Origin of the sequence: Flavobacterium stagni (genome assembly GCF_004122105.1) — a bacterium.
Taxonomy (GTDB): Bacteria; Bacteroidota; Bacteroidia; order Flavobacteriales; family Flavobacteriaceae; genus Flavobacterium; species Flavobacterium stagni.
Genome location: NZ_SBKN01000001.1, coordinates 131370 through 149471 on the forward strand (window position 1 = coordinate 131370; position 18102 = coordinate 149471).

21 protein-coding genes are annotated in these 18102 nt (G+C 39.9%); 16 read left to right on the plus strand and 5 right to left on the minus strand.

Features of this window, described 5'->3' with window-relative positions:
• Positions 1-42 precede the first annotated feature (42 nt).
• The 3 genes from apaG to EQG61_RS00650 all read left to right on the plus strand — a co-directional run bounded on the left by apaG (position 43) and on the right by EQG61_RS00650 (position 4560).
• A complete protein-coding gene (gene apaG / locus EQG61_RS00640; protein ID WP_129459943.1) occupies positions 43-429 on the plus strand; it encodes a Co2+/Mg2+ efflux protein ApaG in 387 nt (128 codons plus the stop codon).
• 130 nt (positions 430-559) lie between these two features.
• On the plus strand, positions 560-2188 hold the full coding sequence (gene pruA / locus EQG61_RS00645; protein WP_129459944.1) for an L-glutamate gamma-semialdehyde dehydrogenase: 1629 nt from the start codon (positions 560-562) through the stop codon (positions 2186-2188).
• A gap of 104 nt (positions 2189-2292) precedes the next feature.
• Complete coding sequence (locus EQG61_RS00650; protein ID WP_129459945.1) at positions 2293-4560, plus strand: T9SS type A sorting domain-containing protein; 2268 nt, start codon at positions 2293-2295, stop codon at positions 4558-4560.
• A 31-nt stretch (positions 4561-4591) separates the two neighbouring features.
• Here EQG61_RS00650 and rsmG read toward each other — a convergent pair whose 3' ends face one another.
• On the minus strand, positions 4592-5221 hold the full coding sequence (gene rsmG, locus EQG61_RS00655) for a 16S rRNA (guanine(527)-N(7))-methyltransferase RsmG (protein ID WP_129459946.1): 630 nt from the start codon (positions 5219-5221) through the stop codon (positions 4592-4594).
• A gap of 110 nt (positions 5222-5331) precedes the next feature.
• Here rsmG and EQG61_RS00660 point away from each other — a divergent pair, with 110 nt between their 5' ends.
• The 5 genes from EQG61_RS00660 (at position 5332) to EQG61_RS00680 (ending at position 9908) form a co-directional block, all read left to right on the plus strand.
• The gene (locus EQG61_RS00660) at positions 5332-6426 is read left to right on the plus strand and encodes a fatty acid desaturase family protein (protein ID WP_129459947.1); all 1095 of its coding nucleotides are present in this window, start codon (positions 5332-5334) and stop codon (positions 6424-6426) included.
• A 41-nt stretch (positions 6427-6467) separates the two neighbouring features.
• Entirely contained in the window at positions 6468-7652 is a 1185-nt protein-coding gene (locus tag EQG61_RS00665) for a pyridoxal phosphate-dependent aminotransferase (RefSeq protein WP_164974865.1), read from the plus strand.
• A gap of 182 nt (positions 7653-7834) precedes the next feature.
• The gene (gene purT / locus EQG61_RS00670) at positions 7835-9001 is read left to right on the plus strand and encodes a formate-dependent phosphoribosylglycinamide formyltransferase (protein WP_129459949.1); all 1167 of its coding nucleotides are present in this window, start codon (positions 7835-7837) and stop codon (positions 8999-9001) included.
• A gap of 3 nt (positions 9002-9004) precedes the next feature.
• The gene (locus EQG61_RS00675; protein ID WP_129459950.1) at positions 9005-9331 is read left to right on the plus strand and encodes a DUF6370 family protein; all 327 of its coding nucleotides are present in this window, start codon (positions 9005-9007) and stop codon (positions 9329-9331) included.
• Position 9332: 1 nt separating this feature from the next.
• Entirely contained in the window at positions 9333-9908 is a 576-nt protein-coding gene (locus tag EQG61_RS00680; protein WP_129459951.1) for a Crp/Fnr family transcriptional regulator, read from the plus strand.
• A 607-nt stretch (positions 9909-10515) separates the two neighbouring features.
• Here EQG61_RS00680 and EQG61_RS00685 read toward each other — a convergent pair.
• The 4 genes from EQG61_RS00685 to EQG61_RS00700 all read right to left on the minus strand — a co-directional run bounded on the left by EQG61_RS00685 (position 10516) and on the right by EQG61_RS00700 (position 13147).
• Positions 10516-11358 carry a TlpA family protein disulfide reductase gene (locus EQG61_RS00685; RefSeq protein WP_129459952.1) on the minus strand — a complete coding sequence of 281 codons (843 nt, stop codon included), beginning with the start codon at positions 11356-11358 and terminating at the stop codon, positions 10516-10518.
• Positions 11355-11723: an Ig-like domain-containing protein gene (locus EQG61_RS00690; protein ID WP_129459953.1), complete on the minus strand. Its 369-nt coding sequence runs from the start codon at positions 11721-11723 to the stop codon at positions 11355-11357. Before EQG61_RS00690 ends, EQG61_RS00685 begins: the two co-directional genes overlap by 4 nt.
• 13 nt (positions 11724-11736) lie before the next feature.
• Positions 11737-12435, minus strand: coding sequence for a bacteriocin fulvocin C-related protein (locus EQG61_RS00695; protein ID WP_129459954.1), 699 nt, complete (start codon positions 12433-12435; stop codon positions 11737-11739).
• Between the two features lie 511 nt (positions 12436-12946).
• Positions 12947-13147 carry a hypothetical protein gene (locus EQG61_RS00700; protein WP_129459955.1) on the minus strand — a complete coding sequence of 67 codons (201 nt, stop codon included), beginning with the start codon at positions 13145-13147 and terminating at the stop codon, positions 12947-12949.
• Positions 13148-13311: 164 nt separating this feature from the next.
• Between EQG61_RS00700 and EQG61_RS00705 the strand changes: the two genes are divergently transcribed.
• From EQG61_RS00705 to fabD, 8 genes are all read left to right on the plus strand, one after another.
• Positions 13312-14508 carry a response regulator transcription factor gene (locus EQG61_RS00705; RefSeq protein ID WP_129459956.1) on the plus strand — a complete coding sequence of 399 codons (1197 nt, stop codon included), beginning with the start codon at positions 13312-13314 and terminating at the stop codon, positions 14506-14508.
• Positions 14509-14766: 258 nt separating this feature from the next.
• Positions 14767-15495 (plus strand): pirin family protein, encoded by a 729-nt coding sequence (locus EQG61_RS00710; RefSeq protein ID WP_129459957.1) that lies wholly within the window; start codon positions 14767-14769, stop codon positions 15493-15495.
• 9 nt (positions 15496-15504) lie between these two features.
• The gene (locus EQG61_RS00715; RefSeq protein ID WP_073365484.1) at positions 15505-15792 is read left to right on the plus strand and encodes a GNAT family N-acetyltransferase; all 288 of its coding nucleotides are present in this window, start codon (positions 15505-15507) and stop codon (positions 15790-15792) included.
• 1 nt (position 15793) lies between these two features.
• Positions 15794-16204 (plus strand): OsmC family protein, encoded by a 411-nt coding sequence (locus EQG61_RS00720; protein WP_129459958.1) that lies wholly within the window; start codon positions 15794-15796, stop codon positions 16202-16204.
• A 2-nt stretch (positions 16205-16206) separates the two neighbouring features.
• Positions 16207-16431, plus strand: coding sequence for a (4Fe-4S)-binding protein (locus tag EQG61_RS00725; protein WP_129459959.1), 225 nt, complete (start codon positions 16207-16209; stop codon positions 16429-16431).
• Entirely contained in the window at positions 16428-16640 is a 213-nt protein-coding gene (locus EQG61_RS00730; RefSeq protein WP_129459960.1) for a hypothetical protein, read from the plus strand. The genes EQG61_RS00725 and EQG61_RS00730 overlap by 4 nt, the downstream gene beginning before the upstream one ends.
• A 2-nt stretch (positions 16641-16642) precedes the next feature.
• Positions 16643-17167, plus strand: a complete 525-nt coding sequence (locus tag EQG61_RS00735; RefSeq protein WP_129459961.1) for an NADPH-dependent FMN reductase — start codon at positions 16643-16645, stop codon at positions 17165-17167.
• A 62-nt stretch (positions 17168-17229) separates the two neighbouring features.
• Entirely contained in the window at positions 17230-18102 is an 873-nt protein-coding gene (gene fabD / locus EQG61_RS00740; protein WP_129459962.1) for an ACP S-malonyltransferase, read from the plus strand.

Below are 18102 nucleotides of genomic sequence, written 5' to 3' on the forward strand. Positions count from 1 at the left end.
ATTATTACCTTTTTTTTGTAACTTTACGTCAAATAATTGAACATGGTAACCCAAATCACAAAAGGCATTAAAATTTCGGTGAGCACGGTTTTCGAAGGGACTTACTTCAAAAACTACAAGCTTCACTATGCTTTTTCGTATGAGATTACCATTGAAAATCACAGCAAAGACTCGGTACAACTCCTTTCCCGCCATTGGGAAATTTACGATTCTCTAAATGATTTAGAAATTGTCGATGGTGAAGGAGTGATTGGAAAAAAACCGGTATTGAAACCCGGCGAAACCCACACCTACACTTCCGGTTGTCTGCTTACTTCTCCTCATGGCGCCATGCACGGTTGGTTTAACATGGTGAATTTTACTACGACACGCAACTTCCGTGTAATTGTTCCTGCTTTTCGCTTGAATGCGCCTTACGCCTTAAATTAATCATTTCATGAAATTGTAACATGGGTTGACAAGTTTTTAGTCAAACCTTTGTATTTTTGTTCGTTGTTGGCAAATTCGTAAAAAGCCAGCCAACTTTTTTATTATTGTTCAATTTCAAAAAATACAACTCATGCCTAAAGGATTTTTCAATGTCCCTAAAGCGGTCAATGAACCCGTAAAATCATATATTCCGAATTCACCGGAAAAAGCAGCGGTATTAGCCGCTTATAAAAAAATGTGGAACGAAACCATCGACGTCCCAATGTACATTGGTTCGTCAGAAGTTCGCACCGGAAATACCCGCACCATGAGTGCCCCTCATGACCACAAACACATTGTGGGCACCTATCATTTGGGAGAAGCACAACACGTAACACAAGCCATTGACGCAGCTTTGGAAGCGCGTAAAAAATGGGCCAACATGCCTTGGGAGCACCGTGCTGGTATCTTTTTAAAGGCAGCCGAATTGATTGCCGGACCCTATCGTGCCCGAATCAATGCAGCGACAATGATTGCCCAATCAAAAACGATATTTCAAGCCGAGATTGATGCAGCCTGTGAGTTGATAGACTTTTTGCGTTACAATGTACAATTCATGACGCAAATTTATAGTGACCAACCGGCTTCGGTATCGGATATTTGGAACCGTGTGGAATACCGTCCGCTAGAAGGATTTGTGTATGCCATTACACCGTTTAACTTCACGGCTATTGCAGCGAATCTTCCTGCAAGTGCGGCGTTAATGGGAAATACCGTGGTTTGGAAACCAAGCGACAGTCAGGTGTTTTCTGCTAAAGTAATTATCGATGTATTCAAAGAAGCGGGAGTTCCTGACGGAGTAATCAATGTGGTGTTTGGCGACCCCGTAATGATTACGGATATAGTTTTAAAACACCCTGATTTTGCAGGTGTTCACTATACAGGCTCGACCTTTGTTTTCAAAGAAATTTGGAAGAAAATTGGCGAAAACATTCATACTTACAAAACCTATCCCCGTATTGTTGGAGAAACAGGTGGAAAAGATTTTGTGTTAGCACATCCTTCGGCAAATGTGAAACAAGTGGTGGCCAATACAATTCGCGGTGCTTTTGAATTCCAAGGTCAAAAATGTAGTGCGGCTTCCAGAGCATATTTCCCAAAATCATTATGGCCGGCTATTAAAGAAGAAATGGGCAAAGAATTGGCGAGTATCAAAATGGGATCGCCTGAAGATTTCTCCAACTTTGTGACTGCAGTGATTCACGAAGGTTCGTTTGACAAATTGGTTTCTTATATCGAACAAGCGAAACAAGATGCGGATGCTGAAATTTTATTTGGTGGAAATTATGACAAATCGGTGGGGTATTTTATTCAACCTACAGTGATTTTGACAACCAATCCAAAATACAAAACGATGGAAACCGAGTTGTTCGGTCCTGTTTTGACGGTATATATTTACGAGGATGCCGATTGGGCAAAAACCTTAGAGTTGGTGGACAGTACTTCAGAATATGCGTTGACAGGCGCTATCTTCAGTCAAGATCGTTATGCCATTGTAGAAGCCACACAAGCGTTACAAAACAGCGCGGGTAACTTCTACATCAACGACAAACCGACAGGAGCTGTCGTAGGAATGCAACCGTTTGGTGGTGCACGTGCTTCAGGAACGAATGACAAAGCGGGTTCAATGCAAAACTTATTGCGTTGGGTTTCGCCACGTACAATCAAAGAAACGTTTGTAACGCCAGCTGATTACCGTTACCCTTTCTTGGGCGAATAATCACAAGAAATTAAAAGTTTAAAATCCGATTCTTTACAGGGTCGGATTTTTTTATTCGCTTGATTCTTAATTTTTTGTACATTCGAAAATCAAAACAAAAAACTATGCATCGAAAATTACTTGTAACCGCTTTCGGATTATTTTCATTCTTCCTTCAAGCGCAAGAAAAATCCTTTGATTTATTGGAATCGGATTCAAAAACCCATATTCTTATTGATCGGGTTTGGTGCAGTTCGAAGATCAACGAACAACTGCCGACCGAATTCAATGCGAGCAATTTCCGACAACTATATAGCGAACTTCAGCGGGCCGATTTTGACCATCGCTTTCCAGAATTGTCTGATTTAGACACCCAAAAAGCGATAGCAATTGCCCAACATGAAATTCCGTTGGCAGTTTTGGTGGCTAATTTCGAATCGATACCCCAAAATCAATTCGCCAGTTTACAAAAAAACAGCCAAGGCCAATGGATAGCCCAAGGCAATTCTGGCTATTTGAAACAACATGCATTGAATTGCATCGCTCCGTTGTTTTTATCTTCGCGAACCAATACGGTAACTTTCACGTTGCCTGAGGCGCTGATTTTTAGCACCTCCAAAACTCTACAATCCGTTCAATTGCAATTGGAAAATGGAGCAACATTTGTTTTGAACAAAGGGCAGCAACTCCCCGTTACTTTTTCAACGGCTGGGCAACATACGATTCAAGCAACCTTACATTTTACAGACGGGAGTCAGACCCAAAACCAATTCACCTTGACTACAGAAGGACAAGTGTATGGCAAACACAATGGATTTACCGTTATGCCCAATGTTGTGAATTCCATTACCTCTACCCTTGCCTATCAAGGTTATGGTGAAACCGCGGCTTTTCAGGGACAAGGTGAATACGAGATTTTCATGGACACGACCAATGGTGTTTTGGATAAGCCTATCATTTTGGTGGATGGCTTTGACCCTGGAGATACCCGAAATACTTCTATCGTTTATAATGCATTGAATTATGGAACAGGTCAAAATATGGGTGATGACCTCCGAGCTTTAGGCTTTGATGTCATTGTGTTAAATTTCCCGAATTATGTTCGACCCAATACCACCACAACCGTTGACGGCGGCGTCGATTTTATCCAGCGGAATGCTTATATTTTGATTGAACTAATCAACCAAATCAATGCCCAAAAAGTCGGAAACGAACAAAATGTAGTTATTGGGCCGAGTATGGGTGGTTTGATTTCGCGCTATGCCTTACGGTATATGGAGCAAAACAGCATGAGTCACCAAACCCGCTTGTATATATCTTTTGACTCGCCACATTTGGGTGCCAATGTTCCGATTGGGTTCCAACATTTGTTCAATTATATGGCGTACGGACCTTTAGGCGACACGACGATGCAAACCATCGTCAATGGGATGTTGAAGAGTCCGGCTGCACGCCAAATGCTTATTGATCATTTGGAAGGCCATTTGCAATCGGGAAGTGCCTATGAATTCATGACGGCGACCAATTCGTTATTGCCGACTGGCGCACCCAACTACCGGGATGCTTTTCAAAACGAATTGAATGCCATGGGATTCCCTGCAACCGTTCGCAATGTTGCTATTGCAAATGGGGCAGGAAACGGCACCATGACGGGAACGCCCGATATGGTAGTGATGGATCATACGTTTAACCAATCCTCAACCCAACGTGCGATTATCAACTTACGGTTTACACCAGCAGCGGGACAAACGAATCAAGTGAGTCGTTTTCGGGGTCAAACTTTTGTGTTTACATGGATTACCTTATTGGAAAGTTTAGCCAATTGCAAATACCCAACAACAACATCCGGATTGGATTCGGCACCCGGCGGTCGCTTTGACATGAATGGTTTGAATCCGGGGACAACGAATGCATTGCTCACCGAATTCTTCAACAATTTACAAATCTTGTATTTTGATTTTATTCCTACGGTTAGCTCTTTAGCGATAATCAATACCAACAACTATTACAGTCCGGTGACTGCAAATTCAACTACTCCATTTGTCAATTATCATGTGCCCACCACTAATGAGAATCACGTGACGTTGACGCCAACGAATATGTTGTTTGCCTATAATGAAATTGTACAAGGTCAATTGGGAACGCCTTCGTATGCTTTGGATCATTTGCAAATCAAAAACCCAGTGGGAGAACAATTGGAAATCTTTGCACCTTATGCAATGCATCCGTCGCAAATGACCGTAACGGATGCTTTAGGAAAAGTGATTTGGACACACAATCAATCCAATTTCACAGGGCAGCTCACGCTACCGCTCACTTTGGAAAATGGCATCTACTTGTTGACCATCCAAAACGAAAGCGGAAAATCAACATACAAACTCATTAAATCCTAATAAAAAAGTCCCTTGCTACAAGGGACTTTTTTTATGACTTATATTTCAAGGGTAGGTAAACCACTTTCTTTGTTTCAAAAAATTCGTCTTCAAAATAATCGGAGAGATTGTACAAAACAGTCTTTTGGAACACCGCTAATTCTTCGGTCAAATCCCCGCCTTTTAAATACAATATACCGTTGTCCAAGGTATGTTTGGATTGCTTTTTCACTTTACCGCGCACCCACTTGACAAAATCGGGCATGTTAGTTACGGCACGACTCACGATAAAATCAAATTCTTGCTGTACCTTTTCGGCACGCATTTGTTCGGCTTTCACGTTGGTCAAACCCAAACCTGCGGCTACTTCATTCACCACACGGATTTTCTTGGCGATCACATCGATCAAATAGAATTGGGTTTCGGGAAATAAAATCGCCAAAGGAATGCCCGGAAATCCACCGCCTGTGCCCACATCCATCACCGAGGCACCGGGTTGAAATTCCATGATTTTGGCAATTCCTAACGAATGCAATACGTGACGGGTGTACAATTCGTCAATATCTTTTCGAGAGATTACATTGATTTTTGCATTCCATTCCGAATACAATTCGTGCAACTTGGCAAACTGAGCACGTTGATTATCAGAAAGATTAGGAAATTGCTTAAGAATTTCGTCCATGAAGTTAATTTTGTGCAAAATTACATTTTTTCGTTGATAAAATATGATGAATATCAGGATGGAAAAAATTATAATCCGTAAATTTGACACAACTTTAAAATTTAGATTACATGGAAGCAGGAAGTCCTATCTTCTCCAAAAATGACCAATTAAAATTCTTCAGAACGTTGAACAAACGTGTCAACGACTACTTCAAAGACAACAATATTGACCGTACCGGAAACTGGAAATTACATTTAAAAACCATTGTAATGTTCTCGCTATTCTTGGTACCTTACTTTTTCCTAGTCGCTATGGATATGCCCTTTTGGACCTATCTTTTACTGAACATCGTAATCGGTGTGGGTATGGCTGGCGTAGGGATGAACGTGATGCACGACGGGAACCACGGCTCGTATTCATCAAAATCTTGGATCAACAAAATCATGGGCGGAAGCATCTATATCTTGGCAGGTAACGTGTACAATTGGCAAGTACAGCACAATGTGTTGCACCATACCTACACCAACATTTTAGGCCATGATGAAGACTTGGAGGCCGGACGTATCTTGCGTTTCACCAAAGAAGCCGAATGGTACAAACACCACAAATTCCAACACATCTACTCGGTATTTTTATACGGTTTATTAACCTTCAACTGGGCAATCACTTCGGATTTCCAACAAACCAAACGCTATTTACAACGCAAATTATCGTATGGCGAGTTCAAGAGTCCTGTCTTCCGTTGGACAACATTAATCATCACCAAAATCATTTACTTCTCGATTTGGTTGGCAGTTCCGATGGTGATGGGAATCACTTGGTGGAAAGTCGTTCTAGGTTTTGTAGTAATGCACTATACCGCAGGTTTGATTTTAAGTATCGTATTCCAATTGGCGCACGTGGTGCATGAAACGCACAATCCTGTTCCGAATGAGGACGGCGAAATGGAAAACACGTGGGCGATTCACCAGTTGTATACTACAGCCAACTTCGCTCCGAAAAACTGGTTGGTGAATTATTACACGGGCGGATTAAACCACCAAATTGAGCACCACATTTTCCCTAATATTAGCCACATTCACTACGACAAAATTGCGGAAATCGTAAAACAAACGGCCAAAGAATGTAATCTCCCTTATTATGAGTTCAAAACCATGCGAGAGGCGGTGATTTCTCACTTTGGACACTTGAAGGAATTAGGAAAAAAACCACAATTCGCTTAAAAAATAGGGCTATATTTGCCCGAAACCAATAACACAACATAATGAATCCACTTTCTGACCGGATCAACAGTCTGAGCACGTCACAAACCTTGGCGATGGCTGCATTAGCCCGTGAATTAAAAGCACAAGGAAAAGATATCATCAGTTTAAGTTTGGGCGAACCCGATTTTAATACGCCCGATTTTATCAAAGAAGCGGCCAAAAAAGCCATCGATGATAACTACAGCACCTACTCACCCGTTGACGGCTATTTAGATCTTAAAGAAGCCATCTGTAGAAAATTCAAACGCGATAACAACTTGGACTATACTCCAGCCAATATCGTGGTTTCTACCGGCGCCAAACAATCCTTGTACAACATTGCTCAAGTGATGATTAACCCGGGTGACGAAGTTATTCTTCCAGCACCGTATTGGGTTTCTTATTATGAAATTATCAAAATCGCGGGCGGTATTCCAGTAGAAGTGCCTACCACCGTGGAAAGTGATTTCAAAATTACCCCCGAGCAATTGGCACAAGCCATTACACCCAAAACCAAAATGATTTGGTACAGTTCGCCCTGCAACCCCAGTGGTTCGGTATACAGCCGCGAGGAGCTAACGGCACTGTCGGAAATCATTCTACAACACGACAATCTTTACGTCGTTTCGGATGAAATCTACGAACATATCAACTTCTCGGGAACTTTCTGCAGTATTGCGTCAATCCCTGGGATGTTTGACCGCACGATTACTGTAAATGGTGTGGCCAAAGCCTTTGCCATGACCGGCTGGCGCATTGGTTACATCGGCGCTCCCGAAGTTATTGCCAAAGCCTGTACCAAAATGCAAGGCCAAGTAACGAGTGGTGCCAATTCCATCGCACAACGGGCCACGCTAACCGCAGTGGATGCCGACCCAAGCGTATTAAACGACATGGTTGCGGCCTTCCAACACCGTCGTGATTTGGTGGTCGGATTATTACAAGACATCCCAGGCATGAAAATCAACGTTCCCGAAGGCGCATTCTATGTCTTCCCCGATGTATCGTCGTTCTTCGGAAAAACATTGCGCGGAAAATTGATTCAAAACGCCGACGACTTCTCCATGTATTTACTGGCAGAAGCCAATGTGGCCACGGTAACCGGCGACGCTTTTGGTAACCCCAACTGCATCCGTTTCTCCTACGCTACAAGCGAGGATTTACTAACGGAAGCCCTACGCCGCATCAAAGAAGCCGTAGCATAAACCCATCGCCTCAAGGAAACTTGGGGCTTTTTTATTTTATTTTTTGGGCGTTCCCTTTCAGGTCGGGTGTTTCCCTACAAGTCCGTTGCCTTCGTAAACTCCGGCATCCGGGCTTTCCGGTTCACCCCCTAACGCGACCTGAAAAAGACGTTATCCATAAAGAACCTCTCAACACAACTATCATGAAGAAAAAAATTGTACTCTTAGGCTCGGGCGAACTCGGTAAGGAATTCGTAATTGCCGCCCAACGCATCGGACAAACCGTGATTGCGGTCGACAGCTATGAAAACGCACCCGCAATGCAAGTCGCCCACGGCTTTGAAGTCATCAACATGCTCGATGGCGCTGCCTTGGATGCTGTCATTGCCAAACACCAACCCGACTTTATCGTTCCCGAAATCGAAGCCATTCGCACGGAACGCTTTTACGACTATGAAGCGCAAGGAATAACGGTAGTTCCTTCTGCCAAAGCAGCCAATTTCACCATGAACCGCAAAGCGATTCGCGACTTGGCGGCCAAAGACTTGGGTCTGCGCACTGCCAACTACCGCTATGCGACCTCCGCTACCGAATTAGAACAAGCCGTTGCTGAAGTGGGCCTACCCTGTGTGGTAAAACCGCTGATGAGTTCGTCGGGCAAAGGCCAATCTACGATAAAATCAGCCGAGGATATTGCCAAAGCTTGGGCATATGCGGTGGAAGGTTCGCGCGGTGATGTGGTTGAAGTGATTGTGGAAGCTTTTGTGAACTTCCATTCGGAGATTACCTTACTCACCGTTACGCAAAACAACAATCCGACCTTGTTTTGTGCGCCTATTGGTCACCGTCAAGAACGCGGCGACTATCAAGAGAGTTGGCAACCAGCTCGCGTCTCTGATCGCGACTTGGCCGAAGCCCAAGACATGGCGCGTAAAGTTACCGAAGCGTTAGGTGGAGCAGGATTGTTTGGCGTTGAATTCTTCTTAACCGATGAAGGCGTCTATTTCTCTGAACTCTCTCCGCGTCCGCATGATACGGGCATGGTAACCTTGGCGGGTACGCAAAACTTCAACGAATTTGAATTGCATTTACGGGCCGTGTTGAGTTTGCCTATTTTTGAAATCACTCAAGAAAAAGCAGGGGCCAGTGCGGTACTTTTAGCGTCAGCCAACTCTGAAAACCCTACGTACACCGGCATGGCAAACGTGGCGGGCTTACCCAAAACTGATTTTCGTATCTTTGGAAAACCAACCTCACGACCCTATCGAAGAATGGGTGTGGTGTTGACCCACGATGTTTTAGCAACACCGATTGAGCAACTTGTTGAACGCGCGCAAGAAACGGCGCAAATGATCACTGTAAACCCGTAAGTTATGAAAAATATAGTCATTACTTTTTGCTTGTTTGTATTATCCTACACAACACAAGCCCAAACAACCCAAACGCAACCCAAAACACAGTTGGTCGAAGTCTCCTGTGGGCAATGCCAATTTGGAATGAAAGACAAGAAAGGTTGTGATTTGGCGGTGCGCATTGACGGTAAATCTTATTTTGTCGTTGGCACTAAACTGGACGATCATGGTGATGCCCATGCCGAAGACGGTTTTTGTTCGGCCATCCGTCAAGCGGAAGTGATTGGCGAAATCAAAGGGAACACCTTTGTCGTGACCTATTTTAAATTGTTACCGTTAAAACACTAACGTGCAATCCTTGATCGCACATATCCAAAAACACAGCCCCCTCACTCCGGATGAGGCGGCTTTGTTTTTGGTCCATACTGAAACCCGAAAGTACAAATCCAAATCGGTGCTACAGCATGCGGGGACGGTATGTACGGAAACCTATTTCATCACTTCGGGTTTGGTGCGGAGTTTTTACATCAACGACAATATTGTGGAGCACATTCTCCATTTTGCGTGTGAGGGTTGGTGGATCAGCGACATGTACAGCTTGTTTTCGGGGAAGCCCGGCGATTTGTTTATTGAAACGTTGGAAGACACTGAGGTCATTGTTTTGTCCAAAGCGCAGCAAGAACTCCTTTATCAACAACTACCCCAACTGGAACGGTATTTTCGCATACTGGCTGAAAATTCGTTGGTGGCTCACCAAGAGCGACTGATGGACAATATGAGCCGCAGTGCTGAAGAGCGTTTTGAAAAATTTTGCAAACGCTACCCTTCCTTGATTCAGCGTGTTCCCCAAAAGCAGATTGCTTCGTATATTGGGGTTACGCCCGAGTTCTTTAGTAAGATGAAAGGGAAAATGCTTCGGAAGTGATTGAGTTTTCTTAGAAATAAAAAAAACACTTTGACACGATTGTGCGGATATGTTATCCGTGCCCACCCTGTAGAAAGCAAAACCTACACCTAAATAGATGCAGTTTTACCTATTTTTGAAGAGTAATGTAAAAGCCAATTCTAGTGTATTGGCACGGATTGAAAATCCGCGCCATCGGGATTCCATCAGATAAAAATTTAATTGATTGGAAAAAGTGGTTTAAACGAAACAAGAAATACTTGTATTGGGATGAAAAAGAGCAAAAAGTAAAGTTAAAATTATAGACAATTCAGCTCAAAGTAGGGAAACTTCACCTTTACTTTGAAAAGCAATTAAAAAGAGTAATTTTACCCAGATGGCTCGAATTTACTTCGTCCGTTCAGCCAAAGCCTCGGGGTTACTGCAACTCAAAGTCAGGAGACTTTGCACAACAGGTTTTAAAATATGCTTTGTAAACCAACCTCACCCATTCAAATAAAAAAAGCACTCCTCTCGAAGTGCTTTGTTATCCAAACACAAAATGTATATAGACTTTTAACAGTAATATATAATTTGTGTGATATTAAAATAATTTCAATAATTGTGAAACAAATCAAACAATTATATTTTATGGCTTCAAATAAATAAAATCAAGAATAAATAACAAATCTACTGAACCTCTAAAAATAATTCTCCCATTTTTTAATACTAAAATTGTTGGAAAAGACTGAACATTGAGTTTTTCACTAATTTTTCTATTTTGAAAATAGTTTTTAAAATTATATTTTAGTGAATCCATTATAAGTTTTCCCTCTAGAATTTCATTGTTTTCTTCAAAAGAATTTATTGTAAGAAATAAGATATTATTATTCGATTTAAATTTATTTTCAAGTTTCTTGTATGAAGGAAATTTTTTATAACAAGGTGCGCAATTATTATTCCAATAGTCTAATACAATTATTTTACTTTTTAAATTTGAAATATTAATATTTTTTTTCGTTTTAAAATCATATACAATCAAATTTTTAGAATTTACTTTATAATTAACTTTACCAGTTATAGTCCCATAAAAATCAACTTGTTCACTTAAAACTGTTATTAATTGAGAAACGAAAAAAATAAAAACAAAATAAATTATTGTTGTAGAGTAAAATAATATCCTCCCTTTTTTTGAGATGTAATTCCCAAAAATTAATGAACAAAAGTTAATTGCAACAATAATGTTACCGCCTAACTTCACACCAGCGAACCCTTTAACAATTAGTGCCGTTATTAAAAAAAAAGTATGAATCAAAATAAAAAAAACAATAACTTTCAATGAAGCTTGACTAATGTTTTTTAGAAAAAATACAGGAAGAAAAAAAAAAATAAAACTAGAAAGAAATACACCAATATACCCTAATTCAACTGAGACAATACCAGAAATAGTATATAAAATTAAAACTGTAACAAATAATAATGAATTTTTCATTTTACAACTTTAGCTTTGAATTTAATAATATTAAACTTTTCTTTAGTATTTAAATTGAATGCAATTGATTCCTCATTTAATCCTATCTCTGTAGCATGAAATTCAAAAATAATTTCGACATCATGTTTAGGTTTCAAAACACCCATATTATTGTTTACTTTAACACATTGGCATGATGGCTGTATTTTATGTATGATAAGATCGCTTTCTCCTAGATTCTTTAACCTAACAATAATTCTTTTTTTATTTCCAATTTTTATCTCACCAATATATTTTTCATAGTAAATTCCTACTTCTGTAAGTTTTTCATTATTCATACAAGCTGAAACGAAATAAAATAAAAAAAGACAAATTATTTTTTTCATCTAAATCTAAACATTAATATTTACATCTTCCAGTATTGTCTGACTCCCATAAACCAAAAAAATATGTCCTTGTATAACAATTTCCACCACAAGTACCATATTCCCAACTTACCCCCCAAACACTAATTCCTGTAACTCTAACACATTCAGAACTGCTCTCACAAGTACAAGATCTTAATGCTTTACTCATATCACCTTCTTTTTCAATTTCATTTAAAGCATTAATTCTTGCTATTCTATGATTAATATTTTCAACCTTTGTTAACAGATACCACCCTTCTTTTTCACCAAAAAGATTCTTTGCGTTTTGCATTATTTCATCACTTCTATTTTGAAGAAATTCAATCCTCAAATTAGATTTTTCATCGAATAAATTTTGGTTCAATTCTGATATCAAGCTATTGATAAAATTTATTTGCTCACTAGTAAGTGAATTATTCTCTTTAAAGTTTTCTAATTTGTAAATCCAAAGTGATAATTTATCCTCTGGAGAAAGTGTTGATGCTGCAAGAATTTGTTCATTTGTATCGTTAAGTGATACAATTTTATTGAAAGTATCTTCTATTTCAGCTGAACTCATTCTTTGAACATTTGAGTTACTACTAGAGTTGAAGAAATTTGATTGTTTAGGAATATTAGAATCATCATTACTACAACTGATAAATCCAAAAACAATAAAACTAAGTACAATTTTTTTAAATAATTTTCTCATGATATTAAATTTAAATGGTTAATATTATTTATGAAAGTGAATATAAATATTCTTATAAACTTTATTAAAATTTATTTATTTTATATGACATTCTTAGAAATTCATCTAATCAAACTAATCTGTTTTGAGTCAAATGTAAAAAAAGGAAAAGTTAAAATTGAAAAAAAAGTAAAGGAAAAAACCCTGTAACTATTAGGAAAAAACCCTGTAACTATTAGGAAAAAACCCAATGGCGCAGATTTGCAAACCGTGCCCACACAACAAAAATTATATCCCTATTGATGTCGTTTTTTTACTTTTGAGAAAAACTATATAGGCCTATTTGTATTAGCACGGATTGCAAAACCAAGCTATAGGAGGTTACTGCAGCTCAAAGTCGGGAGAATTTGCGCAGCTGGTTTTAAAAAAATGTTTGTAAACCAACCTCCCCCATTCAAATAAAAAAAGCACTCCTCTCGAAGTGCTTTGTTCCCCAAATAAAGTCGGTGTCAAAATTAAGTTAACCCATTAATTAATAATGATCGAATCCTTCTTTACTTCGGTTTTTTATGGCCAATAATTTGGCGTCTCTTTCTTTTCTTTGTTTTAGAATGCTTTCCACTTCACGAATATTTTCATCCGTGAGTGCGATATCGTTTTTTAAACAAGTAAGAATGGCTTCTTCTCGTTTGGTCGAAAATAGTTTTAAAAAATTCTTGATTTGGGAAAACATATATCGAGGAAAATTTAGATTTCAAATTTCAGAAAATAAGTACAACTCACACCATTTGGGGCGGGTAGTTCGCGGGTAGTTTTTTATTTACTCTTAAAAATTTAGGTAATGTTCAATGATAATCTATATTTGCAATTCCAATTTTTTCTACAATTTTTAAGCTGATGAACTACCGATTTTTACTGCTATTCCTACTCTGCAGTAGTTTTATTTATAGTACGCCTATTACCATAGAATCGCTGGAAAAAAAGGTATTTCAATTCAACGATTCATTTGAATATGAAAAATCCATTTTGGCAATTAACACCTTTCTTGATTCTCATAAAAATGAATCCGATCAAAAGCTTAGGGCATTAATCTTAAAATCCCAAACCTACAAGCGCCTTTTTAATTACGAGGAAGTGCTCCTTACCTTAAAATTGGCAGAAAAAGAAGCAATTCGCACCAAAACTCCTCAAAATAGTTTAAATGTTGTACGTGCCGAAATGGCGTTTGCCTTGTTTGACATTCATAAATACGAAGCAGCCCGAACACTAATGTTGGAACTCGAACTTAAAAAGTTTGAGGGCTTACCTAAAATCAGTGTTATATTTCTAAAAATGCAGGAAGGCTACTTGGAGTATTTGGATAATCGCTTACCGGAATCGGAAAAAAAGCTTAACGAAGCATTGACCATGGCAAAGCGTTATTCGCCGAGGGATGTGCCCAATATATTAGCCAAACACTTGGAACTGTATGCTAAAATGGGAAATCCCGCAAAAATGGAAGCGGCGTTTCAAGAAGGATTAAGGTATTCCCGTCAGTACAAAATTCTAAAGTACGAACTGTACTTGTATGAAATCCGGAAAAAAATAGCCTTAGCGGAAAAAGATTACGAACATTTTCCAATGTATCAAAAAGTATTTGATTCTTTGAGTACGCTGTATAATTCTACTGAAAACATTGGTAAAGTACATTTGCTTGAACAAAAATTACAACGTCAAAAAAATGATCTTGACAAAAAATACGAAAAGGCTTTTCAAACTTTTTTATTGCTACTCATTGCGGTACTTGTCGCGTTGGCTGTCACGCTTTTTAAATATAATATTGTCAATAAAACCAAGCGTGAATTGGCTGAAAATGAAAATCGACTCATTCATGATGAATTAATGCGCTTGACGAATTCAAAAAATGAAGAAAAGCTTCAACTTACGGATTATAATTTGACCGAACGCCAATTGGAAATCATTCAATACCTGAAAGAAGGCAAAACCAATAAGGAAATAGGCGCTTTACTTTTCATCTCTGAAAATACTGTAAAATACCATTTGAAAGCGATTTATGAAATCTTGAATATTGCTAATCGGACGGAGTTAAAGTAAGGGTTTTTTAGAATTTAGAATTGGATAAAGAGTACTAAAGAAAATTCGTCATTAAAATCAAAACTTGATTTCTAGCCCCGATAGGAGCGGCATCCCCGTAACGCAGTGGAGGGATATAGCGGATAGCGGGAAGACACTGGATAAAGAACAAAAACGTCTGCTTCAAAAAATCAAAATCATTTTCTTAACCTAGATTAAGTGGCCTAAAGTGAGTCGCGCCCTACCTTTGTATCGTAATAATGATTAAATTTAAACGATATGAAAAATACAGTTATCCATAAATCAAATACCCGTGGTTATGCGAATCACGGTTGGTTAGAAGCTCGTCATACTTTTAGCTTTGCGGGCTATTACGATCCCAATCGCGTACAGTTTGGCGTATTGCGTGTGTTAAATGATGATATTGTAGCCGGTGGTATGGGCTTTGGTACGCATCCGCACGACAATATGGAAATCATTACGATTCCGCTGGAAGGCGATTTGGCCCACAAAGACAGCATGAACAATGCTGAAACCATCAAGTTTGGCGATGTACAGGTGATGAGTGCGGGAACGGGAATTCAGCATAGTGAGTTTAACCCGAATCATGACCGCCGTACCAATTTGTTGCAAATCTGGGTGTTCCCTAAATACCGTAATGTCGAACCCCGTTACCAACAAATTACGTTAAATGTGCCGGATCGTGAAGGGAAGTTTCAACAAATTTTATCGCCCAATGCGGAAGATGAAGGCGTTTGGATTCACCAAGATGCTTGGTTCCACATGGGGAATTTCAAAGCGGGAGAACAAGCGAACTATACCTTTAAAAAAGAAGGCAATGGGTTGTATGTTTTTGTAATTAAAGGCGGGTTAACCGTAGATGGACAAGCACTCGAACTTCGTGATGGCATGGGCATTTGGACCGACGACAATAGCTTGGCTACGGTGGATTTTCAAATGACTGAAGACACTGAATTATTACTCATGGAAGTTCCCATGTTTCAATAAATAAGTGGTATGGAACCGATTGTACATCTCGAACAAAACGACAAAAATGGTTTTTTTCAAATTACCATTGACGGCACAGAACAAGGTCGCATGACCTTTGTGTATGCGGGACCGGATAAGATCATTATCGATCATACGGAAGTGAGACCCGGCAACGAAGGCAAAGGGTTGGGCAAAAAAATGGTAACGGCTGCCGTTGAAATGGCCCGCGCCAACGGATTGAAAATTTTGCCCCTATGTCCGTTTGCCAAAGCGGTTTTTGATAAAACACCCGAATTTAACGACGTACGCGTTTAACATGAAGAAGTTATTAGAAAACGATATCATCGGAAGTATTAGTACCCAATTGTACCGTTGCACCATTCAGTGGCGCAACGGTCAACTGATTATGGACGAACCCGAATCGCTGGGCGGACAAGATTTGGGGCCTGACCCCTACACGACTTTGTTGGCTTCTTTGGCGGGTTGTACCCTCTCGACCTTACGGATGTATATTGACCGAAAGGGATGGGATATCCCTGTGTTTGCAGTAACTTTAAATATGGAACAAGAACAAACCCCGGAATTGGTTACCCATATTTCGCGAACCCTCACTTTTCCAGAAGGTGTGGATGAAGCAATCCAACAACGGTTGTTGGTGATCGCTGAAAAATGTCCCGTATCTAAAATCTTAGAAAACAAAATTGTTATTCATACCCAAAACCAATAATTATGGATCCAAAAGACCTTACCAAAGAATACAGCAATGGCGAAGTGACCATTGTATGGAAATCGGGATTGTGTAAACATGCCGCTGAATGTGTTAAAAACAATCCGGCGGTATTTAAACCCAAAGAGAAACCGTGGATTGTTCCCGAGAATTCGGATACCGAAGCAATTGTTGAAACGATTAAAAAATGTCCTTCTGGGGCTTTGACCTATTATTATAACAAATGAAACCACCCAAAAAATGGAAGTTTGCCTTAATGGTTTGGATTGCGATTTATCCTGCCATTACTCTAGCTTCTTTTCTTTTAGGCGACTACATTAAAGACTTGGCCCTGCCGATTCGCACCTTGATTATGACCGGAATTTTGGTTCCGCTCATGGTGTATGTCCTATTGCCTTTATTACGAAAACTATTCGGAGCTTGGCTCCACACCTAACCATGAAAAAAATTATTGCTTTTGGCGGTTCGACCAGCCAAACTTCAATCAACAAACAATTAGCGACCTATGCCGCTCATTTATTTTCCGATGCTGAAATCGAAGTATTGGATTTAAACGATTACCCTCTTCCCGTATTTTCTGTGGATTTAGAAAAAGAAGGCATGCCAAAAGCTGCTCAGAATTTTTATGCAAAAATCGGTTCAGCCGACTTGCTCGTTGTGTCTCTTGCGGAGCATAACGGGGCCTATTCGGCGGCATTTAAAAACCTATTGGACTGGACTTCGCGCATCAATGGCAAGAATTTCCAAGATAAACCAATGGTATTGCTAGCGACCTCACCGGGTGGTCGTGGCGGTGCCAGTGTATTAGAAATTGCCAAAAACCGTTTCCCTTTTCAAGGCGCACAGGTTAAAGGCACTTTTTCTTTGCCTAGTTTTTATGAAAATTTTGATGTCAACAACGGCATTATCCAACCCGAATACAAAGCCCAATTGGAGGCAATTGTTCGCGGCATCGAATTCTAATCAGGGCCCGTATTTTTTTGTATTTTTGTCGCCAAGACAATAATTAATACCCGATACATACTATGAAAGCATACGTTTTCCCGGGTCAGGGAGCACAATTTACCGGAATGGGTAAAGACTTATATGAAAACTCAGCTGTAGCACGTGAGTTATTTGAAAAAGCCAATGAGATTTTAGGTTTCCGCATTACCGACATCATGTTTGAAGGTACAGCTGAGGAATTGAAAGAAACCAAAGTTACCCAACCCGCGGTGTTTTTACACTCGGTGATTTTAGCCAAAACCCTTGAAGATTTCCAGCCCGAAATGGTGGCCGGACATTCGTTAGGGGAATTTTCAGCCTTGGTTGCTAGTGGGGCTTTGTCGTTTGAAGACGGGTTGAAATTGGTTTCACAACGTGCCCTAGCGATGCAAAAAGCCTGTGAAATTACTCCTTCCACTATGGCAGCCGTATTGAACTTGGACGATAAAGTAGTCGAAGACATTTGTGCTTCTATTGATGGAGTTGTGGTTGCTGCGAATTACAACTGTCCCGGACAATTGGTGATTTCGGGCGAATTCAAAGCGGTAGAAGCGGCTTGTGAAAAAATGAAAGAGGCAGGAGCGAAACGCGCTTTATTATTACCGGTTGGTGGTGCTTTCCACTCACCCATGATGGAACCGGCTCGTGAGGAATTAGCGGCAGCCATTGAAGCTACGCATTTTAACGATCCAATTTGTCCTGTATATCAAAATGTACCTGCAAGTGCGGTGAGCGATGCGGCTACTATCAAACAAAATTTGATTACCCAATTGACTGCCCCAGTAAAATGGACGCAATCGGTACAACAAATGATTGCTGATGGCGCCACTTCCTTTACCGAAGTTGGTCCGGGCAAAGTATTGGTTGGATTAGTAAATAAAATCAATAAAGACGTAACTACCTTATCCGCATAA